Annotated in this window: 22 protein-coding genes; 5 read left to right on the forward strand and 17 right to left on the reverse strand. The window is 54.4% G+C overall.

Going from position 1 to position 22,122, the window contains the following annotated elements; translation table 11 throughout:
• Positions 1 to 55: 55 nt before the first annotated feature.
• The 8 genes from EYB48_RS05090 to EYB48_RS05125 all read right to left on the reverse strand — a co-directional run bounded on the left by EYB48_RS05090 (position 56) and on the right by EYB48_RS05125 (position 8,401).
• Positions 56 to 1,198 carry an acyl-CoA dehydrogenase family protein gene (locus EYB48_RS05090; RefSeq protein ID WP_162019220.1) on the reverse strand — a complete coding sequence of 381 codons (1,143 nt, stop codon included), beginning with the start codon at positions 1,196 to 1,198 and terminating at the stop codon, positions 56 to 58.
• A gap of 38 nt (positions 1,199 to 1,236) precedes the next feature.
• Positions 1,237 to 1,908 carry an SDR family oxidoreductase gene (locus EYB48_RS05095; protein ID WP_162019221.1) on the reverse strand — a complete coding sequence of 224 codons (672 nt, stop codon included), beginning with the start codon at positions 1,906 to 1,908 and terminating at the stop codon, positions 1,237 to 1,239.
• 272 nt (positions 1,909 to 2,180) lie between these two features.
• Positions 2,181 to 3,362, reverse strand: coding sequence for an acetyl-CoA C-acetyltransferase (locus EYB48_RS05100; protein WP_162019222.1), 1,182 nt, complete (start codon positions 3,360 to 3,362; stop codon positions 2,181 to 2,183).
• A gap of 25 nt (positions 3,363 to 3,387) precedes the next feature.
• Positions 3,388 to 5,178, reverse strand: a complete 1,791-nt coding sequence (gene aceK / locus EYB48_RS05105; protein ID WP_162019223.1) for a bifunctional isocitrate dehydrogenase kinase/phosphatase — start codon at positions 5,176 to 5,178, stop codon at positions 3,388 to 3,390.
• 5 nt (positions 5,179 to 5,183) lie between these two features.
• The gene (locus tag EYB48_RS05110) at positions 5,184 to 6,110 is read right to left on the reverse strand and encodes a pyridoxal-phosphate dependent enzyme (RefSeq protein WP_162019224.1); all 927 of its coding nucleotides are present in this window, start codon (positions 6,108 to 6,110) and stop codon (positions 5,184 to 5,186) included.
• Between the two features lie 37 nt (positions 6,111 to 6,147).
• A complete protein-coding gene (locus tag EYB48_RS05115) occupies positions 6,148 to 7,332 on the reverse strand; it encodes an isovaleryl-CoA dehydrogenase (protein WP_162019225.1) in 1,185 nt (394 codons plus the stop codon).
• A gap of 104 nt (positions 7,333 to 7,436) precedes the next feature.
• Positions 7,437 to 7,907: a PaaI family thioesterase gene (locus EYB48_RS05120; protein WP_162019226.1), complete on the reverse strand. Its 471-nt coding sequence runs from the start codon at positions 7,905 to 7,907 to the stop codon at positions 7,437 to 7,439.
• A gap of 86 nt (positions 7,908 to 7,993) precedes the next feature.
• Complete coding sequence (locus EYB48_RS05125) at positions 7,994 to 8,401, reverse strand: MerR family transcriptional regulator (RefSeq protein WP_162019227.1); 408 nt, start codon at positions 8,399 to 8,401, stop codon at positions 7,994 to 7,996.
• Between the two features lie 295 nt (positions 8,402 to 8,696).
• Here EYB48_RS05125 and EYB48_RS05130 point away from each other — a divergent pair, with 295 nt between their 5' ends.
• Complete coding sequence (locus EYB48_RS05130) at positions 8,697 to 9,776, forward strand: MBL fold metallo-hydrolase (RefSeq protein ID WP_162019228.1); 1,080 nt, start codon at positions 8,697 to 8,699, stop codon at positions 9,774 to 9,776.
• Between the two features lie 30 nt (positions 9,777 to 9,806).
• Here EYB48_RS05130 and EYB48_RS05135 read toward each other — a convergent pair whose 3' ends face one another.
• The 3 genes from EYB48_RS05135 to EYB48_RS05145 all read right to left on the reverse strand — a co-directional run bounded on the left by EYB48_RS05135 (position 9,807) and on the right by EYB48_RS05145 (position 12,011).
• Positions 9,807 to 10,616: an alpha/beta hydrolase family protein gene (locus EYB48_RS05135; RefSeq protein WP_162019229.1), complete on the reverse strand. Its 810-nt coding sequence runs from the start codon at positions 10,614 to 10,616 to the stop codon at positions 9,807 to 9,809.
• 154 nt (positions 10,617 to 10,770) lie between these two features.
• Positions 10,771 to 11,286 (reverse strand): DUF1269 domain-containing protein, encoded by a 516-nt coding sequence (locus EYB48_RS05140; RefSeq protein ID WP_202927672.1) that lies wholly within the window; start codon positions 11,284 to 11,286, stop codon positions 10,771 to 10,773.
• Between the two features lie 71 nt (positions 11,287 to 11,357).
• Positions 11,358 to 12,011, reverse strand: a complete 654-nt coding sequence (locus EYB48_RS05145; protein WP_162019230.1) for a BON domain-containing protein — start codon at positions 12,009 to 12,011, stop codon at positions 11,358 to 11,360.
• Between the two features lie 264 nt (positions 12,012 to 12,275).
• Between EYB48_RS05145 and EYB48_RS05150 the strand changes: the two genes are divergently transcribed.
• The 4 genes from EYB48_RS05150 (at position 12,276) to EYB48_RS05165 (ending at position 14,379) form a co-directional block, all read left to right on the forward strand.
• On the forward strand, positions 12,276 to 12,767 hold the full coding sequence (locus EYB48_RS05150; RefSeq protein ID WP_162019231.1) for a hypothetical protein: 492 nt from the start codon (positions 12,276 to 12,278) through the stop codon (positions 12,765 to 12,767).
• Positions 12,748 to 12,951, forward strand: a complete 204-nt coding sequence (locus EYB48_RS05155; RefSeq protein ID WP_162019232.1) for a DUF4177 domain-containing protein — start codon at positions 12,748 to 12,750, stop codon at positions 12,949 to 12,951. The genes EYB48_RS05150 and EYB48_RS05155 overlap by 20 nt, the downstream gene beginning before the upstream one ends.
• Positions 12,952 to 13,054: 103 nt before the next feature.
• The gene (locus EYB48_RS05160; protein WP_162019233.1) at positions 13,055 to 13,687 is read left to right on the forward strand and encodes a LysE family transporter; all 633 of its coding nucleotides are present in this window, start codon (positions 13,055 to 13,057) and stop codon (positions 13,685 to 13,687) included.
• 395 nt (positions 13,688 to 14,082) lie between these two features.
• A complete protein-coding gene (locus EYB48_RS05165; protein WP_162019234.1) occupies positions 14,083 to 14,379 on the forward strand; it encodes an HNH endonuclease signature motif containing protein in 297 nt (98 codons plus the stop codon).
• 93 nt (positions 14,380 to 14,472) lie between these two features.
• Here EYB48_RS05165 and EYB48_RS05170 read toward each other — a convergent pair whose 3' ends face one another.
• From EYB48_RS05170 to EYB48_RS05195, 6 genes are all read right to left on the reverse strand, one after another.
• Positions 14,473 to 14,883, reverse strand: coding sequence for an SRPBCC domain-containing protein (locus EYB48_RS05170; RefSeq protein WP_162019235.1), 411 nt, complete (start codon positions 14,881 to 14,883; stop codon positions 14,473 to 14,475).
• Between the two features lie 108 nt (positions 14,884 to 14,991).
• Positions 14,992 to 15,399: a DUF1801 domain-containing protein gene (locus EYB48_RS05175; protein WP_162019236.1), complete on the reverse strand. Its 408-nt coding sequence runs from the start codon at positions 15,397 to 15,399 to the stop codon at positions 14,992 to 14,994.
• A gap of 77 nt (positions 15,400 to 15,476) precedes the next feature.
• On the reverse strand, positions 15,477 to 16,001 hold the full coding sequence (locus EYB48_RS05180) for a GNAT family N-acetyltransferase (RefSeq protein ID WP_162019237.1): 525 nt from the start codon (positions 15,999 to 16,001) through the stop codon (positions 15,477 to 15,479).
• Between the two features lie 132 nt (positions 16,002 to 16,133).
• Complete coding sequence (locus tag EYB48_RS05185) at positions 16,134 to 16,499, reverse strand: GFA family protein (protein ID WP_202927673.1); 366 nt, start codon at positions 16,497 to 16,499, stop codon at positions 16,134 to 16,136.
• 14 nt (positions 16,500 to 16,513) lie between these two features.
• Positions 16,514 to 16,900 (reverse strand): VOC family protein, encoded by a 387-nt coding sequence (locus EYB48_RS05190; RefSeq protein ID WP_162019238.1) that lies wholly within the window; start codon positions 16,898 to 16,900, stop codon positions 16,514 to 16,516.
• 217 nt (positions 16,901 to 17,117) lie between these two features.
• Positions 17,118 to 21,875: an NAD-glutamate dehydrogenase gene (locus tag EYB48_RS05195; protein WP_162019239.1), complete on the reverse strand. Its 4,758-nt coding sequence runs from the start codon at positions 21,873 to 21,875 to the stop codon at positions 17,118 to 17,120.
• Positions 21,876 to 22,122 lie beyond the last annotated feature (247 nt).

Below are 22,122 nucleotides of genomic sequence, written 5' to 3' on the forward strand. Positions count from 1 at the left end.
ACAGTGACATTTCATGCTGCAATCAGGAGCCTGACCTGGCTCTTCAAAACTCCGCTCAGGCCAGCGCGCGGCTGATCAGAATTTTCTGGATTTCTGAGGTGCCTTCGTAAATCTGGCATACGCGCACATCGCGGTAAATCCGCTCTACCGGGAAGTCACTCACATAGCCGTAACCGCCATGTATCTGTATCGCATCCGAACAGACTTTTTCTGCCATTTCCGAGGCAAATAACTTGGCCATGGCCGCTTCTTTCAGACAAGGCTTGCCTGCATCTTTCATGCTGGCGGCATGCCAGATCAGTTGTCGCGCCGCTTCGATCTGGGTCGCCATATCAGCCAGTTTAAACTGGACGGCCTGATGTTCGTAAATCGATTTACCAAAGCTGCTGCGGTCTTTGGCATAGGCCAGCGCCGCTTCAAATGCGGCACGCGCCATACCGACCGATTGCGAGGCAATACCGATACGTCCGCCTTCCAGTCCGGACAGGGCGATCTTATAGCCCATGCCCTCTTCGCCAATCAGATTCGCGGCCGGAATGCGGCAATTGTCGAACATGATCTGCGCAGTATCAGAAGAGTGTTGTCCCATCTTGTGTTCCAGCCCTGCCACGATGTAGCCAGGGGTAGCGGTCGGAACCCAGAATGCGCTGATGCCTTTTTTACCGGCGGCTTTGTCAGTGACGGCCATCACGATGGCCACATCCGCATGCTTGCCGCTGGTGATGAATTGCTTGACGCCGTTGAGTACATACACGTCGCCGTCTGCACTGCTTTCGCGTCTTGCGGTGGTACGCAAATCCGATGCATCGCTACCGGCATGCGGTTCAGTCAGGCAAAATGCGCCTAACATTTCACCACGTGCCAGCGGCACCAGCCATTGCTGTTTTTGCGCTTCATTCGCATACATCATGGCGATACTGCAGACCGGGCAGTTATTCACTGAAACCACGGTCGAGGTACCACCATCACCGGCAGCGATTTCTTCCAGCACCAGCGCCAGTGACAGGTAATCCATACCGGCACCACCGAACTCTTCAGGTACTGCGACGCCATACGCACCCATTTGTGCCAGCTCCTTCAATTCTTCTGCCGGAAAATGGTGCTCTTTATCCCAACGTGCTGCATTTGGTACTAAACGTTCCTGGGCAAAGCTGCGAATCGCGTCGCGTATCATTTCGTGTTCTGGTGTCAGTAACATGTGAGTCTCTCTTCAATTTCTCGTTATTATTTCAGCGCTTACCAGCGCAGACTGGCGCCATCTTCTGCATTAAAAAATCCGCCATTATGTTCTGCTTGCAAACCTTCCAGCAGCTTGCGTATGCGTTGTGCGCTATCGCTGATGTCCAGATCAGCGCCTGCACCACCCATGTCGGTTTTCACCCAACCAGGATGCAATGCGACGCAAATTGCTTTGCTGGTATGGAGCGACACATCTTTCAATACTGAATTCAAGGCGGCTTTGCTGGCACGATATAACCAACCCTGTGAAGCTGAACGGCTGGCGATAGAACCCATGTGTGAGGAAATCACCGCCAGCTTGCCATGTGCATTTTCCACCAGCGGCAAAACCATAGGCAAAATGCGCATCGCAGCTAATACATTGGTGTGCATCACTTCATCAAACTGGTTCTGTAAAGGCGCATTCAGGGCACTGGTACGCGGACCATAGACCCCGGCATTCAAAATCGCGATGTCGATTTTTTCATCATCCAGGCGCCAGCCCAGACCAGCACAATCATTGAGCTTATTCACATCCAGCGGCAAGGCTTCGCAGCCAGCTGCCTGCAGTTGTGCCAGTTGCTCAGGCTGACGCGCAGTCGCGATCACGCGCCATCCGGCAGCCTTATATTGCAAGGCCAATTCGTGACCGATACCACGCGAAGCGCCGATGATTAATGCGACAGGCATGTTGCTTCCTTTAATTCAAACGATGCGCACCGCGCATCTTCGTTTTTACGCTTTTTGTACTTCTTGCAGTGTCTTTCACGACATAACGGAATCAAGTTTCTTTAGTGCGCGAGTTCATTCAATTTTCAAGGAATCAAATGAATTTTTACAACGCTCGTTAAGCTGGCATAAGCGTAGCGAGCGGCACAATATTGAGTTAAGAAGCGCAGTCGTACTGAAGTACGACGAGCATCGCAGGCTCAAGAGTGTGCCGCGCAGTAGCTTAGGGCAGCTTAAACCAGCTCGATGGCGATGGCTGTACCCTCACCACCACCAATACACAGCGAAGCCACACCACGTGCTTTACCCTGCTTCTTCAATGCACCGATCAATGTGATGATGATACGGGCACCGGATGCGCCGATAGGATGACCCAGTGCGCAGGCGCCGCCGTGTACATTCACTTTATCGTGAGGAATATTCAGCTCTTTCATCGCTGCCATAGGCACGGTGGCAAAGGCTTCATTGATTTCAAACAGATCGACAGTTTCTGTGGTCCAGCCGGTTTTTTTGTACAGCTTTTCTATCGCGCCTACCGGTGCTGTGGTGAACCAGCCTGGTTCCTGTGCATGGGAAGCATGTGCCAGAATTTTAGCGATCGGTGTCAGGCCCAGTTCTTTGGCTTTGGAAGCGCGCATCAGTACCAGCGCAGCAGCACCGTCGTTGATGGAAGACGAAGAGGCAGCCGTGATGGTGCCGTCTTTTTTGAATGCGGCTTTCAAGCCTGGAATTTTATCCAGTCGTGCTTTGAGCGGGCCTTCATCCTTATCGATCACCACATCACCAGCGCGGCTGGAGACGGTGACCGGTGCGATTTCCCAGGCAAAGGAGCCATCAGCGGTAGCTGCCTGGGCACGTTTCACGGAGGCGATGGCAAATGCATCCTGATCTTCGCGGCTGAACGCATACTTGGCAGAGCAGTCTTCGGCGAAGGTACCCATGGAGCGGCCTTTGTCGTAGGCATCTTCCAGACCGTCGAGCATCATGTGGTCATACATCATGCCGTGACCGATGCGATAGCCACCACGTGCTTTCGGGATCAGGTATGGCGCATTGGTCATGGATTCCATACCACCAGCGATCAGCACTTCATTGCTGCCAGCGTTGATGGAATCGAAGGCCATCATGGTCGCTTTCATTGCGGAGCCGCACATCTTGGACAATGTGACCGCACCTGTGGACATAGGCAAACCGGCTGCCAGCAAAGCCTGGCGCGCAGGAGCCTGACCCTGGCCGGCCATCAGGCAGTTACCGAACAAAACTTCTTCTACCAGTTCAGGTGCCACACCGGCGCGCTCAACCGCTGCCTTGATCGCAACTGCACCGAGCTGGCTGGCAGTCAGCGCAGCGAAATCACTCTGGAAAGCGCCCATAGGGGTACGCGCTGCGCCAACGATAACGATAGGGTCGTTCATGATTATCTCCTGTTAAAAACTGAATTCAGACCACGGGCTGAGTTGCCGTCGTCTGGTGACAAAAACGTATTTCCTGCGGATACGGGAACACATCGTCGACCTTGCCGGCCACGATGCGTAATTTACGGCCTTGCCAGTATTCCGCGGTCAGCAAGTCCGCATGGTGTTTCATAAAAAATTCCCTGACTCTGCGGTTACCCAGCAAAAAGGTGCCGAACTGTTCGGGGAAGACATCATTCTTAGCGATCGGGTACCAGGGCTCAGCCGCCATTTCATCTTCTTCATTGCGTGGAGCCGGGATCTGACGGAAATTACAATCGGTGATGTATTCAATCTCGTCATAGTCGTAGAACACCACGCGCCCATGGCGTGTGACACCGAAGTTTTTGTACAGCATATCGCCCGGAAAAATATTGGCGGCCACCAGTTCCTTGATCGCATTGCCATATTCGCGCACACCATGCTCCATGGCTTCCAGATCACCGCGTTGTTCCGCTTCGGTCAGCCAGATATTCAGCGGTGTCATGCGCCTCTCTATGTACAGGTGGCGTATCACCACTTCTTCATCGCTGACTTCGAGTAAAGACGGCGCATACTGGGCGATCTCAGCCAACAATTCCTCGGAAAAACGCGAGCGTGGAAAAGCCACATCGGAATATTCCAGCGTGTCGGCCATGCGTCCTACGCGGTCATGGTTTTTCACCAGCAGATATTTTTCTTTGATCAGTTCCTTGCTGGTTTCCTTAGGCGGTGGAAAGCTGTCTTTGATCAGCTTGAACACATACGGGAAGGATGGCAGCGCAAACACCAGCATCACCAGTCCACGGATACCGGGCGCTGCCGCGATCTGGTCGGATGAATATTTGAGGTGATGCAGAAAGTCGCGGTAGAACAGGTTCTTGCCATGCTTTTGCAAACCCAGCATGGTGTAAATCTCACTGCGCGGCTTGCGTGGCAAGATGCTGCGTATGAATTGCACATAAGCCGACGGCACTTCCATATCGACCATGAAGTAAGCGCGGGTGAACGAAAACAAGACCGTGATCTGCATATTGTCGAACAACACGGTATCCAATACCAGCTGTCCCTTGGCTTTATGCATAACGGGAATCACGAAAGGATATTCGCGGTTACCGTTGATACCTTTGCCGATGATGTAGGCAGATTTATTGCGGTAAAACAGATTGGCGAGCACCTGAATCTGGTGATTCGGCTCCAGCTTTTCCTTGCCAAAATTTTCTTTGAGGCGCGCTTCCACCAGCGCCACATCGCGATCCAGATCTTCAAAACTCGCATTGAGCCGGAAGTTGGTCACGATGCGTTTGATGGTGAAGCGCAGGCCATCGGTAGCCGGATAGTACACGCGGTAAGTCGGTGGTGTGTCTTCGCGCTCTATGTATTCGGTCGAAGTGGCAGGCCGAACGAAAATAAAATCATTATGAAAATAGGTGCGATGCAGCAGCTTGGTACACACCGTATTGAAGAAGGTTTCCGCCAGTTCGGGGCGCAAATGATCGATCAGTAAACCCATGTAATGCAGTTTGACTTCGCGCCAGACTTCATCACTCAGATCTTCCTGCGAATATTCATCTTCCAGCACCTGCACACATTCACGCACGCGCTGATCATAAAATTGTATGCGTTCCGTAGCCGCAGTCTGTGCCGTTTTCCAATCGCCTTTTTCAAAATGCGTTTTTGCTGCCTGACTGCTGGCGCGGAATAAGCGGTAATGCTTATCAAAACCATCGAGTATAGTGCGCGCGATATCAAACGCAATTTGCGACGACAGCAATTTGGGGAAATGGGTATGGGGCATGGCGTTCACAGTGCGAATTGGGTTTTCCAGCTCGTCAGTTTTTCCAAATCCACCCCCAGGCCACCACACACAACAATCAGGGGATTTTGGTAAGCAGCGAGTTTTTCGGCATAACTGTAAGCTATCGCCAGAGCTGCGCCGCACGCGGGTTCAACCAACATGCGACTGTCATTCGCAAAGCGCAAACAGGCATCGACGGCTTCGCGGTCGCTGACCACATGACTGCTCACAGGATGTCGCAAACACCAATCCAGTGTGCCTTGCGCGACTTGATTAGCTGCCAGCGAAGTCGCGATAGTACGGATTGCAGGGAGGCTGACTAGCTGTTGCGCTTCCAATGCAGCACGCAAAGAAGCTGCCCCCTCGGTTTCAACCGCGAGCACTGGCAACTGTGTCAGATTTTGCGCATGCAAACCCTGTACGATACCTGCTAACAAACCACCACCACCGACGGAACAGATGACGGCATCGAATTCTGCCTGAGTGACCGCCTCGGCGATCAGACTGGCATTCCCTTCCCAGATATCGGGATGATCAAAAGGAGGAATATACACATGACCAGGCTGTGCACTCAATTCGAGTGCGGCGGCACGAATCTCATCCCAGCTGGCTCCGGCGACACGCACCTCGGCACCTAAGGCGGCAATGCGCTGTTTGACGGATTCCGCCGTCGCTTGCATCACCAGAATGGTCGTTGCCACACCGAGCGCCTGACCGGCCAGCGCAGCCGCGTAGCCAGCATTGCCACCCGATGGACAAACGAAATGCCGCGCACCCTTGGCATGGGCGCGCTGACATAATAAGCCTATGCCGCGCATCTTGAAGGAGCCTGAAGGCTGGGTATTTTCCAGCTTCAGCCAGACACGCTTATTAAGGGCCTGAGATAAGCCACGATGGACGACGACAGGGGTAGAGGTGTGCAAATTCTGCATAGGTATCCTTATGAGTACACCCTGGTCAGCCTTGCGTTTAACGGGTTTCTGCGAACAGTTCGCGACCGATCAGCATACGGCGGATTTCGCTGGTACCGGCACCGATTTCATACAACTTCGCATCACGCCACAAACGGCCAACCGGGTATTCGTTGATATAGCCATTGCCACCCAGAATCTGAATTGCCTCACCAGCCATCCAGGTCGCTTTTTCGGCGCTATACAGAATAGCACCCGCCGCATCTTTACGCAGTGCGCGCACGGCTTCCGGTGTGGTGGCGCGGTCACAAGCCTGACCAACGGCGTAGACATAGGCCTTACATGCCATCATGGTGGAATACATATCGGCAATCTTGCCCTGCATTAATTGAAATTCACCGATGGCCTGACCAAACTGTTTGCGGTCATGAATGTAAGGCACGACCACATCCATACAGGCCTGCATGATGCCGAGCGGGCCGCCGGACAATACGGTGCGTTCAAAATCCAGGCCAGACATCAGCACATTAACGCCTTTGCCGACGCCGCCAAGTACATTTTCCAGCGGTACTTCGCAGTTGTCGAATACCAGTTCGCCGGTATGCGAACCACGCATGCCGAGCTTGTCGAGTTTCTGCGCAATCGAGAAACCTTTATAGCCTTTTTCGATCAGGAAAGCGGTCATGCCGCGTGGGCCAGCTTCCAGATCAGTTTTTGCGTAGACCACCAGCACATCGGCATCCGGACCATTGGTAATCCACATTTTGGTGCCATTCAGCACATAGTGATCCCCCTTCAGATCAGCGCGCAGCTTCATGCTGACCACGTCGGAACCGGCATTCGGTTCTGACATGGCGAGTGCGCCTATGTGTTCACCGGAAATCAGTTTTGGCAGGTATTTTTGCTTTTGCGCTTCATTACCGTTGCGCTTGATCTGGTTCACGCACAGATTGGAATGCGCGCCGTAAGACAAACCGACGGATGCCGAAGCGCGTGAAATTTCTTCCATCGCGATGATATGCGCCAGATAGCCCATATTGGCGCCGCCGTATTCTTCACTGACGGTCACACCGAGGATGCCGAGCTCACCCATCTTTTGCCACAGGTCCATAGGGAACTGATCGGAGCGGTCGATTTCCGCTGCGCGCGGCGCGATTTCTGCGGCGGCAAACTGTTGTACGGCTTCACGCAGGGCGGCGATGTCTTCGCCATGATCAAAAGTCAAACCAGGTAAATGGAGCATGTCATCCTCACTTTATTCATTCATTTTTAGAATTTACACAAACTGTCACGGCAACGCTGTTGCGACCGCTGAGCCGCTATCCTGCAAGCTATCTTGTGGACAGCTTATTTCCTGCTGATGACAAATAAGGTCTGCTGCATCACTGCGCATAACTTTTCTTTGCCATCCTGTACTGCAAACACGTCTGCACTTGCGACTACCAGCGATTTTCCGTTTTTGATCACCCTGCCGCGCGCGATCAGGGTGTCACCGGTGCCGGGCGCCAGGATGTTGATCTTGTATTCGGCAGTCAGGCATTCACTGTGTGGCATCAACAAGGTATTCGCGGCAAAGCCGCCTGCCACATCGGCCAGCGTACCAATCACGCCGCCGTGGAAATAGCCATGCTGCTGCGTCACCCTGTCGCTGTACGGCAGGCTGATTTCGCAACTGCCGGGCGCCATCGCTGTGACTTTCGCCTGCCAGGCCATCAATGCGCCCTGACGGTTAAAGGCTTCCAGCAGCTGCAAGGCAAGCTGCGGTTCCAGTTCGCCGGAAGCTGGCTGTTCTGCTGCTGGGATGCTGTCAATACTCATGCCAACTCCATATCAGACGCTGCAAAAGTGAAAATCATACGACTAATTGACGTTTACGTAAACGTCAATTAGCGAGAAGTTGCTGCTCAGGGGGTTTCTGCTTCTTCCTGCAACCTGGCCAGCCCCAGCAAACCACGGCTTTTTTCCTCGTGGGCGCTGATCTCGGCCAGCATCACTTCGATGTCTTCACGCTGTTGTTCCAGCGCCGCACGGTGTCGTGCCAGCACTTCCAGGAAGCTGTGTAGCTGGGCCTCGGTATCCTTGGGCGAGCGATACATATCGACCAGACTCTTGATGTCTGACAGGCTCAGCCCCAGGCGTTTACCGCGCAGGGTAAGCTTGAGATGGGTCCGTTCTCTTGCCGTATAGACACGATTTCGGCCACTGGGACCTTCGCGGGTCGGGCTTAACAAGCCCTGGTCTTCGTAAAAACGGATGGCGCGCGGCGTGATGTCGAATTCACGTGCCAGTTCAGTAATCGTATAAGTAGCCATAGTTTTCCAGAACAAGAAATCAGTTTTCGCAGAAAAGAAGCTAAATCACTACGGTGGCGCGCTGGCGCGGTGCCGCAACAATTTTGCGTAAGTCCTGTACTCTGATTACAATCTGCAGTTAACGTAAACGTCAATTCAATAAAAAAGCATTGTAGGCTATTCTGAGCGACTTGTTGATCTGCATTTTTTCTTTTGCATCAACTGTTTTGAGCCAAAGTTTCGCTCAGAGCCAAGCCTGCATATACGCCGTGATGCGTCCTGACAGCACGCCCGCAACTACCCTGAGATCGCCACTATGAATCCGCTGGAACAAGAACTGTCCTACCCTTATGCTGACACTTTGCCGGAATCCGGCAAAACCATGGAAATTCTGCCCGGTGTGCTGTGGGTCAGAATGGGCCTGCCATTTGCGCTCAACCATATCAACCTGTGGCTGCTGGAAGATACCCTGATGACGGATCAGGGCCCGGTACATGGCTGGACCGTAGTCGATTGCGGCATCGCCAGCGACGCAACGCGCGATGCCTGGGAAGTATTGTTTGGCGATCTGCATAATCATTTGCGCGGGCTGCCGGTAATACGCGTCATCGTCACCCACTGCCACCCTGACCATGTGGGCCTGGCCGACTGGCTGTGCAGCCGCTGGAAAGCGCCGCTGTGGATGACGGCGGGTGAATATGCGTTTGCACGTATGATGTCGGCCGCGCTGCCCGGAGCAGATGGCACCGCCATGTTCCCTCACTTCCGCCGCCATGGCTTGCTGGACCCGGCGATGGAAGAACAGATACAGGAAAGAAAAGGCCATTACACGCGGCTGGTGCCTACCGTTCCAGCCAGCTACCACCGCCTGCAGGAAGGGGTGCCGCTGATGATCAACGGGCGCGCCTGGCAAATCATCGCCGGTTACGGCCACTCGCCTGAGCATGCGTCGCTGTACAGTGCTGAGCTGAATCTGCTGATTTCAGGCGATATGCTGCTGCCGCGTATTTCCACCAATGTCTCGGTGTTTGCGATAGAGCCGGAAGCCAATCCGGTACAGCAGTATCTGGATTCCCTGCAAAAATACAGCGACCTGCCACCGGATGTGCTGATCCTGCCTTCGCATGGCAAGCCTTTCCGTGGCGTACAGACGCGCGTACGGCAATTGCAGGAACATCATGCAGCACGGCTGGACGAAGTGCTGACAGCCTGCGCCACGCCGCAATCGGCTTGCGATATTGTGCCGCTGATGTTCCGCCGTCCGCTTGATGCGCATCAGCTGACCTTTGCCATTGGTGAGGCTCTCGCGCATCTGCACCAGCTGTGGTTCGCCGGGCAGTTACAACGCAGCCTGGGTGAGGATGGAGTCTATCGCTTTAGCGTGCAGCCAGGCTGAGCAGACAACGCACTGACGAATGCCTGCAATTCATTTGGCTTGCAAACGCAAACCCGGACTGGACGGCGGCAAACTGCATGTGGCATCGGCCTGCAGGAAGGCGCGTACTGTTTGCATGATCAGCTTCTCAGAAGAACGTGAAGCACCGTGCCCGGCAAAATGTTGATGGGTCGCGCCATCGATCACTCCCAGCCATTTACAGCCGCCTGGCATCTGACTGAATGGCGTGGTGCGGGTTTCCCAGGACAAGCCACCGAGTTCAAAGTCACGGGTACCGGTCAGCAGTAAGACAGGTTGACGGATATCAGCCCAGGCCTGCTCGGGAAAGATATTACCCGGCCCTTGCGGCGACAGCGCGATATAGCGGTCAAAACTTTTCTGTGCGTGTATTTGCATCAGATTGTCGGCACCAGCTTCCATCATGGTGATTGCTGCACCCATAGAATGGCCAATCAGCACCGTCGCCTTGCCAGTGCAATGTGGCTGTGCCCATAAGCGAGCCGCGTTGATGTCCAGTTGCCGCGCGCGGTAGGCGGCACTGTCGGTCACCATACTGCTCAGTGCTGACTGCAGATTGCTGGCGCGCAGACGCTTGCGCAACACGTCGGTGCCACTGTCGTGATGATCGGGCACCACCGCCAGCCAACCCTGCTCTGCCAATCCTTGCGCCAGATAGGCATAGCCTTGTTCTGAGCCACCGGCACCATGCGAAATCACTGCCACGCCCTGACAAGAGCCACTGGCCGGATACACCATCGCATTCAGCAATTGGCTATCGGCGCGCTCCAGCCGGATGCGGTTGGCCGCAATGGCCTGAGGCAGAGTCAGGCCGCACAACATGAGTACAGAGAATCGCGCTAGCAAAGGCTTCATGTCCGGCTCCGGTATCGTCAGAAACCGCATCATGCCATTGCGCGCGCTGGGTGTGATTGCGACAGTCTGAAAATTTGTAGCAAGATGTAAGTTAGCCGGTACACGCTCCTGCAGATCAGCTTCAGATTTGCAGATAATCGGACACTATCCTGATATTCGCCAGTTCTGCCTTCACCCTGGCCACATCCTGCTCGGTGCCGTGCGCGATCAAAATGTACTGATCCGCTTTCAAAGCAGTTTCATACATGATCTGCTTTTCTTTAGGCACACCGATCACCGTCATGGCTGCACCCAGGGCTGACAAACCACCGACGATCACCGCACCTTCCAGTGCGGATGCGATCATCGCCACTATCGGTCCTGCCATCGCCACCAGACCAACACCTGGAAACACAAATACCGCAGGTGCGATCAGCAAGCCCCAGATACCGCCCCAGAATGCGCCTTTCGCTCCCCAGGATTTGATTTTATCCCCCATGGTATAGAAACCAATGGGATGCTCTTCGCTGTGATAACCCTTACCGATCAACGATAATTTGGTGACATCGATTCCGGCCACACTCAATTTACCTATCGCCACTTCGGCATCTGCACGGGTGCCAAAGACATAAATCGCCGCTTCCTGTATATGCATCATCCGCGCTCCAAAAGTTAAGCCTGTCAGCGTCTGTGCTGACACTACGCTGCAGTCAGCCGCTATGCTTGTATTTATCCAATCTGTAAATGATCGACCACGGTCTGAACTCCAGGTGCCCGCCATGCAATCCGCTTGGCCATAGATCGTTCAAAATCATTGTGCACAGTGCCGGACAAGGTGATGCAATCGCCTTCCTGTATGACATCGATATGCGGGTGCGCGTCGCCACCGCTGCGTCGCAGTGCTGCTTCGATATCTGTTTTTAATGCCAGTGGCGAACGCGGTTTCCGGGTAAGATGAATCAGATCCGTCAGTCCGGTTACGCCAAACAGAGAAGAAAGCGTCTTGACCGCTGCACGTTTTTCAAAGTCCCATTGCACTTCGCCGGAAATGGTAATCCAGCCATTTTCCACCATGATCTTCAGGCGTTCGTCCGGCACCAGGCTGTTCCACGACAGCACGCTCTGTGCGAGGCGCGCGATGTCGGCATCACTACGCACACTGGATTGCGGTAAATTCACCGTCAGCTGCACCGTCAAAGCCTTCACACCAAATACACCGAGTGCGGTTCTTTCTGCTATCCATTTTTGTATATAGCTGGGCACCTGACCATTCAGCGTTACCACCCCATCTTTGACAAATACCTGTATCGCATCCTCATCCAGTGATGGCTCCCATTTCAGTTCCGCCATTAAATCGGACTGTATCTGTACGTCGCTACGCATTTTGCTCTCCTTCGCCAGAATTGGTCAGACTATGGTGCCCGCCTGGCCTCCGTCATACCGTTCGCTAACGAACATCACGCCGCTGACTAAGGGTTTTTTTTTAAAATCCGGTTCGCAATAAAAGCGGTAAATGTTGGCTGACGAACAGTAAGGTAAGTAGCGCTCCACTACATTCAGTCTGCGCAATGTTGCGCTCAATTGAGGTGCCGCACAGCATGCGGCTCAGCACTTCATCAGGTCTGGTAAGGACAAAGGAGAAACACTATGCATACTGCAGAGTATCAAGCAAACAGCAGCGCCGGCGCGCAACCGGTTCAGCAAGTTTCGAATAAAACTGAGGATAAGGATGAGGATTATCAGATTCGTAAAGCAGCCGTTGTGTCCTTGCTGGCGAAAGACTTAACTGAAGAACTGGTCGGCATCATGCAATACATACTGCATTTTTATACTGAAAACAAAGAGTACTCTCCCGCCGTGGAAAAATGTGAAGCGCAAACCACGCAATTGCTACTCAAAAAACAATGCGAACTGACGGAAGAAATCGGCAATTCAGCGGCACCGCAAACTACGCCAGGCAACGTCAAAGATGGCTCGCTGCATACTGCACTATTGAAATCTGAGCTGGCAACGGAGAGCAAGCAGATAGACAGCTATCTGCACTCCAAAGCGGAGGATGCGCTGCAGGCGGAACTGCCTTTCCACCCGCCGGGAACATCCGTATCTGCGGGAGAACAGCATGCGAAAGTGGGAGTATAAATCGGTCACCTCCAGCTATCTGAACGGCAGTGGAAATTTGTTGGAACTGGCGAGTTCACTTGAGCACCAACTGAACGACTACGGACGACAGGGCTGGGAGCTGATTCATATCGCCGGCTTACACAATCACTTTGCCAAATCACCGGTATTGGTGTTCAAGCGTCCGCTGGCAGAAACCGAGTAAATACAGTATCTGCTGCCCGCTGTATTGGCCAGGGTAGCGCGCAATTGTTATGCTTTTGTCTGAGCAATACTGGCATACTCAGCATCTTTGTGCCGGAGTTCTGATGTTAGCCATATTGCTCACCCTCGCCACCCTGCACTGGATCGTCTTAGTGACGCCCGGTGCTAACTTTTTACTGGTCGGCCAGTTAGCCGCCAGCGGTCAGCGCTCACAGGCACTGGCCGCTGCTGCGGGCATCACTTGCGTCACGCTGACCTGGGCCACACTCGCAGTGCTGGGCATAGGCATCGTGTTTCACGCCCATCCCGCATTACGTCAACTGGTGCAAATCGCTGGCGGCCTGTATCTGCTCTATCTGGCCAGCAAACTGTGGCAAAGCAAGGGCCAGAGTCAAAGCGCAACACTGCAGCAAATCAGCCTGGCGGCCGCTTTCCGTATGGGCTTCCTGACCAATATCCTGAACCCGAAAACTGCACTGTTCTTCGGCAGCGTGTTCGCTACCGTGCTGCCGGCGCAACCGGACTGGAGCATGACGCTCAGTGCTGTGTTACTGGTGTATGCAAACGCAGTGATCTGGCATGTGTTTCTGGCGCTGGCTTTCTCACATCCGGCCATACAACGCCGCTATGACAAGCAGCGGCAAAGCCTGAGCCGCTTTTCCAGCCTGATGGTCGGCCTGTTCGGCACCCGCCTGCTCTGGACTACGCTGCAGGAATTGCGTGGCAGATGGCTGTAGTGCGCTGGGCTGTGGCCTGAAAACGCATAGCGCGCCGTTTGTGTTGCAAAAAAATCATATTGTTTTACAGCCAGTTTGCTTCAGCCTAAGTGCTGGGGCAAACGATTTCCAGCTTGTTACTGAAAGCAATGTCCGCACCACTATTGGCTTGCAAGCCTTTTTCACCTCAAAAGCCGCGCCATTGCTAGGCCTTTGCTTTTTTATTTACTCAAATTGCAGACCTGCAGACCACGCGGCTACTCAGCAAGAATAACTCTGTTTCCAAAAATAATTGCATATAGGAAAAATTCGAGTTACATTTCTATACAACTTGTGGGCGACAGCAGCGTCACACAACAGCCTGCACATACACAACTGCTGACTCTATTTCAACCATGGACACAGGGAGACCGTCTATGCTGTTTGACGAAGCGATGAAGCTGCATATCTGGAATAAAGCCAGCACGGTTGATCATGTCGATGCCAGTATGTGGCGCCGCGATCAGTGTGGGGCCTGGATCAAATACACGGAATTTGGCAATCGCTTTTCAGACTACGGATGGGAAATCGACTACATCCTGCCACTGGCCGAAGGTGGCGTCCATGAAGAAAAAAATCTGCGCCCGCTGCAATGGGAAAACCAGCTATCCAAACGCGAAGGCCGTCTGACCTGCGTATTACGCGCCATCGGTCCGGAGAATATGCGGATCTGAAATCCCTGACGTCAACCAGGCAGCCTCCGGACGAGCGCTGCCCGGTCCAGCGTTCAGCGTTCAGCGTTCAGCGTTTAGCGTTTAGCGTTTAGCTCAGGCTACCGCTTCGACATAACGCGCAAAATTATCGAGTATCGCCTGCCAGCCTTGCTGTTGCTGTTCGCGCGGGAATACGTTCTCAGGTTCAAACGTGACGGTGACCAGCACACTGTTGTCTGCCTGCGTGACAAAATCGACTTGCGCATGACGCTCGCCGAAACGATAGGCGAGACGCTGGCAAGGCACGACCTCCGTGTAGACGCCCGCAAAATCAAAACCATGGCTGCCATCCTTCGCTTCCATGCGTGAGGAAAATACGCCGTCTACGCGCAGATCGACTTGCGCTGCGGTGGTATGCCAATCCGGCGACGCTGCATTCCATTGCATGATGTCTTGCGGTGTGGTGTAAGCCTGCCAGACTTGTTCTGGTGTGGACTTGATGGTGACACTAACGCTGATATTCATACGCTTCTTTTTTGCTTTGTGCTGGTGCACGGTTGATGATGTTGTATCGCCGGGCATCCCAAAACCGCTGGCACGGCAATGCCTCAGCCCTCATTTACTCACACGAGCTCACGTGAGCTTACGTTTTACTGCATCTGCTAACAATTCTCGGAACACAGGTATATCCAGGTCAGACAAGCGCTTGATATACAAACAGCCCTTACCGAGTTTGCATCGTCCCAGCCGGGCTAATAAATCCTGATCGGCTTCAGGTCCAGCCACACCGTACACTGAGATATCGCCTTGACGGGATGAGAAACCCAAGGCACAGATTTCACCGGTTTTACCGCCTGACAAGGCATACCTGTGGACGCCAAAGCCAACGATGGCCGTGCCCCACATCACCGCATTCTGCCCACTGATTTCAGCCATCATGCTCAGCAATTGCTGACAATCCTTGCGCCTGGCCTCATCACTGATCGCGGCCATATAATCAGCGACCGCGGCTGTGGTTGCCTTGGTTTTGTTGTCTGCCATCGATATTCTCCTTCTGCCATCTTGCCAACTCTGTTCAAGCAGTCGACTTGCTCCTGCTTTAATCCGTAGTCCCGCCGCTACAGGCTACGCTGCATAAAACACCAGTGCGCCTGCCATTCCTGCGGCACTTCAGTACCTGCATAGGGTGGGCAAGACTGAAATCCATAACGTCGATAAAGCCGCTGGGCGGACTGCATAAATACGGCACTGTCCAGACACAGACGCGTGTAGCCAAATGCGTGGGCATCAGCTAGTAAAGTCTGCATCAGACTATCTGCCAGACCCAGCTCGCGGTAAGCAGGACGCAAATAAATACGTTTGAATTCAGCCAGCTCCGTGCTCAGACCACGCAGCCCGCCCATTCCTGCAATTTGTCCATCCACCTGCAGTAAATAAAAAATCCCTTGCGGTGGCGACTGCGTACAGACCGCTGCCAGCGCAGTCGGCAGATAATCCCGCAGCGGCGACGCGGGCGAACTGATGGGCAAATCCTTGACCAGCTCCAGCTGACTGAAGACCCAGCCCAGATATTCCTCATGCAAGGCCAACAGCGGCTGCTGATGGCGCTGTAAATCGGCAACCAGGAACTGTACTGTCGTCATCGTGATACTTCCATCATTAGCTGACCAGGTTTGAAAAAATCAGAGACAGCATGTTGTCTGATGGCCCAAGCGGTGAAGCCTCCTTCACGTTGTCTATACAGTAGCAATACCAGCCCCGGATCTGGCACATCCTTAATCGGTATAGGTCCAGCTGTCTGCGCCATCAAAATACCGGATACGTATTCCTTTGAGCAGTTCAGGGTCAAAAAGTCGGCTATTCACTCCCACCCGATCTGTCGGCCCACCATCTAGCGTTTCCCAATGGGTTGCACAGCCGCAGGTTTTACAGTGCATGGTGCGGATAGAGCGGGCACCCCAGATATATTGCGTAGTGTGTTCAGGATGGCCCAAAATCTGCACCGTATCAGCGCTATAAAATGCCCAGAGTGCACCATTGCGACGGCAAATCGAACAATTACATTCAACGATGGATGCCGGCATCGCAGGCACGCTAATCCGCACTGCACCGCAATGACAAGTAGCGACCAGTTGACGCATGCTGTTATCCGGCTTCATTGCCCGGCAGGTGGCTGCCACAGTTCCACCTTATTCCCTTCCGGATCGATCACCCAGCCAAATTCGCCATACTCCGAGGACTCGGTTTTTTCCAGCACCTGACAACCTTCTTCACGCAAGGCTGCCAGCAATGCAGCCAAATCTGCGACGCGGTAATTGATCATGAAGCTGGCGCGACCCGGCGCAAATTGCGCGTTTTGTTCAGCACCAATCGACCACACCGTGGTGCCGCCTACAGGCTGACCGGTCTCATCCGCCCAGCTGAATGCCGCGCCACCCCAGGGCTGCACATCGATACCCAGATGGCGCTGATACCAGGCGCGCAAAGCGGCTGCGTCTTTGGCCTGAAAGAAGATACCGCCTATTCCTGTCACACGTTGCATGATCGCTCCCCGGTAAATAGTGAGGCCCATTATAAAGATGCAGTTGCAGCGGCTGTGCTGAGCTGCATCGTTCAGGCATAAAAAACAACAGCCCGCTCAGTGTTAGCTGAGCAGGCTGTCTGCCATCATTTTGTTGCGTTGTTTGTGATGCCCAGCCTGCCCCATGTACCGGTATCAGGCAACCGGACAGGCAAGCCAGACATCCCAGGCTTACTACTTATGCCAGATGACGCAATTCACGCATCGCGACTGAGACCGGTGCCAGATCGGCGGCCTGGGCGCTGATGGTGGACAGCAGCGTATTCAGGCGTTCGATGGCGCTCAGATGGCGCTGATGCCAGTCGGCCAGTGCTTCCTGACGCGACAACAGGCCACGTGTGATCTGACTCGCAATCGAATACACATCATCACGCGCACTGCCACGCGCCTGCGTCTGCCACAGCGTATCCGTCGGCAGGCGGTTGATCTGATTGCGCCAGCCACTCAGGCCCAGCTCATCATCCACCCCGAAATACGCACGTGCAGTGGTTTCGATGTCATTGCCAGTGCTGCCAGCCAGATCGACCAGATCGAGTGCCGGGAAGATGAATTCCAGCGCGGTCAGATCTTGCGCCAGTTTTGCTTCCACGCCAGCCTGCGTCAGTGCATCGGCCTCATGCTGCCAGGCCGCACGCGCATTCGCTGGCAGCCAGTTTTCCAGCTGGCCACGCAATTCACGGGCGGCAGGCTGGAAGCGCTGGATCAGGGTAGGCATATCACTGCTCTGGGCACGGATACGCAGCATCCAGCGCGAGGCACGCTGGGTGATCGCGATCAGTTTCGACAACAGGTCCAGCTGCAATTTGCCATCGACTTTGTAATCCAGCGCATCGATCTGATCCCACAAGACTTCCAGATCAAAAATCTCACGCGCCAGCGTGAATGCACGGATCACATCCGCAGCGCTGGCACCGGCTTCAGAGGCGATGAAATTGACGAAAGTCGCTCCAGCGCGGTTGACCACGGTGTTGGTGATATAGGTCGCTATGATTTCACGCTTGAGCGGATGCACCGCAATCGCATCGGCAAAACGCTCAGACAAGACTTGCGGGAAGTAAGCCTTGAGCGCACGGCTGAAGAAAGGATCATCCGGCAAATTGGATGCCACCAGCTCATCGAACACCGACATCTTGGCATAGGCCAGCACCACCGCGCCTTCCGGTGCAGTCAGGCCTTGCTTACGCGCTTTGCGATGGAAGATTTCTTCATCGCTAGGCAGGTATTCAATCGCGCGGTTCAGACGGCCTTGTTTTTCCAGGGTCTGCATCAGTCTTTGCTGACCATCGAGCACATACAGCGGCCGGTGCGCAGCAATGTCCAGCGCCTGGCTTTGATAGTAGTTATCAGTCAGCACCAGATGGCCGACTTCATCCGTCATCGAGGCCAGCAAATCATTACGCTGCTTGAGCGTGAGATCACCGGCTTCAACGATGGCGCCAACCAGAATTTTGATATTCACTTCATGGTCGGAGCAATCCACACCGGCCGAGTTATCAATCGCGTCGGTATAAATGCGACCGCCTTTTTGTGCGAACTCAATACGGCCATTCTGGGTACAGCCAAGGTTGCCGCCTTCTGCCAGCACTTTGCAGCGCAGCTCATTGCCGTTGACGCGGAAGGCATCACCGGCCTTGTCACCGACCTGGGCATGGGTTTCAAACGTGGCTTTGACATAAGTACCGATACCGCCGTTATACAGCAGGTCGACCGGTGCCTGCAGAATCACGCGCAGTAATTCCACCGGTGTCAGTTCTTCGGTCTCCACACCCAGCACGGCGCGCGCCTGAGGACTCAGACGTATCGCCTTGGCGCTGCGCGGATACACGCCGCCGCCTTCGGAAATCAGCTTCTTATCGTAGTCATCCCAGCTCGAGCGCGGCAGGTTGAACAGGCGCTGACGCTCTTTAAATGAGGCAGCCACATCCGGTGCCGGATCGATGAAAATATGACGGTGATCGAAGGCTGCAACCAGCTTAATCTGTTCCGATAACAGCATGCCGTTACCAAACACGTCACCCGACATATCGCCGATACCGGCCACCGTGAACGGTGTCGTCTGGGTATTGATGCCCATGGAGCGGAAATGGCGTTTGACCGATTCCCAGGCACCGCGTGCGGTAATGCCCATTTTTTTGTGATCGTAACCAACCGAACCACCGGAAGCGAAAGCATCTCCTAACCAGAAACCGTAATCCGCTGATACGCCGTTGGCGATATCAGAGAAAGTCGCTGTGCCTTTATCAGCCGCCACCACCAGATAAGGATCATCCGGATCATGGCGCACCACTTTCGCAGGTGGCACCACCGCCCCTTTGACGATATTGTCAGTAATGTCCAGCAGGCCGGACAGGAAGATCTTATAGCAAGCCACGCCTTCGGCCTGATAGGCTTCGCGCTCGGATGCCGGCGGTGCATTTTTCAGTACAAAGCCGCCCTTGGAACCGACCGGTACGATCACGGTATTTTTGACTTGCTGCGCTTTGACCAGCCCCAGAATCTCGGTACGGAAATCCTCGCGCCGGTCAGACCAGCGCAAGCCGCCGCGCGCGACTTTGCCGCCGCGTAAATGCACACCTTCCACCCGTGGCGAATAGACCCAAATTTCAAACAAAGGCTTAGGTTCAGGCACGCCCGGCACTTCACGCGGGTTGAGTTTAAAACTCATGTAAGGCTTGAACTGCCCATCCGCCGTGGTTTGCCACAGATTGGTACGCAAGGTTGCCATGATGGTGGCGTAGAACTGGCGCAGGATACGGTCTTCGTCCAGGCTGGCGACATTGGCCAGCTCGGCTTCCAGCTTCTCTTTGATCTGCTGCTGCGCTGTTTCGCGGTCACCGCCAAAATCAGGCTTAAAGCGGGCACCGAATAATTCAGCGATCAGCTGGGTGATCGCGGCATTCTTATTCAGCGCGGCTTCGATATAAGTCTGGCTGTAAGCAAAGCCCAGTTGTTTGAAGTAGCGGGCACAGGCGCGTAACACAGCGATAGAGCGTGCATCGAGTGCGGTATTGAGCACCAGACGGTTCAGATCATCGCTCTCCACATCGCCTTTCCAGACTTGCGAGAACAGGGTTTCAAACCTGCCCTTGATCGCGGATAAATCCGTCGTCGCAGGCAGTTGCAGGCCCAGATCATGTATCCACAAATTGTCATTGCCATTCAGGATCTGGTAAGGATGCTCGTCCAGCACACGCGCGCCCATGTGCTCCAGCACCGGCAAGGAATCTGACAAGGCGACTTTGCTGGTGTTATAGATCTTAAAGCGCAGTACGCCGGCTTCAGCATCAAGCGGGCGATACAGCTTGACGACCATCGGTGCAGCCGGTGTCAGGCTGGCCAGCATTTCTGCATCTTCAGCGCCAACCAGCGCCGAGAAGTCTTCACGATAGGCAGTTGGGAAAGCGTCGGAGAAACGGTTGGCCAGCGCCAGCCCGCCACCTTCGCCGTGGGTGCGCAGCAATTCTGCGGTGCAGTCATCTTCCCAACGCTGCGCGAGCTTGGCAATACGGGCTTCGAGTGCGCCCAGATTCACATTTTGTGGTGCGCGTTCCTTGGCTCTGACCTGGTAATGAATACGGGCCAGCGGGCTATCGGTCAGCATAGGCGTGAATTCTATCGACTGACCATTGAGTGCATACATCAATTCGTTGCCGACTTTGACGCGCAATTCCGTGTTGTAACGGTCGCGCGGCACAAACACCTGCGCTGAAGTGAAGCGGCCAAACGGATCGCGGCGCAGGAACAGACGGGTACGCTGACGCTCTTGCAGACGCAGGATGCCAATCGCATGCTCCGCCAGGGTTGCGGTGTCGATCTGGAATAATTCATCGCGCGGATAATCATCCAAAATCGCTTGTAAGGCTTTGGCTGCATGGCTTTGCGGCACCACGCCGGAACTTTGCATGACTTCTGCCACACGTTGACGCACGCGTGGAATCTCACTGACCGGTACGGAATACGCGGTGGAGGTGTACAGACCGAGGAAGCGCGATTCGCCGATCACTTTGCCTTGTTCGTCATAGCGTTTAATCGCGACATAATCAAGCCAGGCCGGACGGTGTATGGTGGCGCGTGTCATCGCCTTGGTCACCAGCAGGGTCTCATCGGATTCCATGATGGCCTGCACTTCCGGTGGCAGATAGGCCAGACTGGTCTGTACTTTGCCACGCAAAATACCCAGACCGGATTCAGGAATCGCCACCAGCGTGACTTTATCGCCATCCTTGCGCAACTCATAATCGCGCGCACCGAGGAAAGTAAAGTGACGGTCTTCCAGCCAGCGCAGGAAGGCCACGCCTTCATTGGCGGTCTGCGCCGGCGCATGCTTCTCGCAAGCGCTGCTGACTTGCTGCACACGTTCCAGCATGGCAGACCAGTCGGTCACAGCGGCACGTACATCGGCCAGCACCGCCAGTAATTCTTTCGCCAACACCTGCTGATCCGCTGCACTCACGATGCGGTCGCATTCGACCATGATCAGCGATTCAACCGGATCATCGCGGCCAGCAGCCTTGGCAGCCGCGACCGAACTGACGGCACTGATCTGTCCCTGCGCATTGCGTTGCACGCTCATCAGCGGATGCACGATCCAGTGCGCGGTACGGCCACTGCGGTTAATCGCCATCGTGACCGAATCCACCAGGAAGGGCATATTGTCATTGACGATCTGCACGACTGTGTGTTCACTCACGAAGCCATCTTCGGCCAGCGTAGGATTAAACACCCTGACGGCAGGCGTGGCAGCAGCACGTGGTGCATCCAGCAAACGCCAGTGCGCGTTTGCCTGTGCAAACAGGGTGGCTGGCCCACGGGTCGTGATTTCGTCGGGATCGGTGTTCTCGAAATAAGCTGCCAGAAAAGGACCTTGTCGGTCGGCAGCAGGGCCAGGATGGGCTTGCGCATAAGCGATCAGCTCTGCGAAGTGCGTTGTGGTCATACGTTCTCCTTCGGGTGGGAAGATACGGGAAAATCACTGCGAATTCATTGCCAGCCGCCAGTATCCTCTAAACTGCGAAAGGCGACAAATACCTTTGCTTTTTTCCATGAAAAAAACAGCGTTTTCCGGCCCGACTTTGTGCTGAAGCAATGCCGTGCTGCAGCAAAAACGCTGCATATGCGGGCTGTTGCTGCTTCAGGGGAGTATGTTGCGGTGCGTCGGGGAATTTTCCCATGGGGGCTGACGG

The sequence above is a fragment of the Cognatundibacterium crateris genome, from assembly GCF_010078235.1.
In the GTDB taxonomy this organism is placed as follows: Bacteria; Pseudomonadota; Gammaproteobacteria; order Burkholderiales; family Burkholderiaceae_D; genus Undibacterium; species Undibacterium crateris.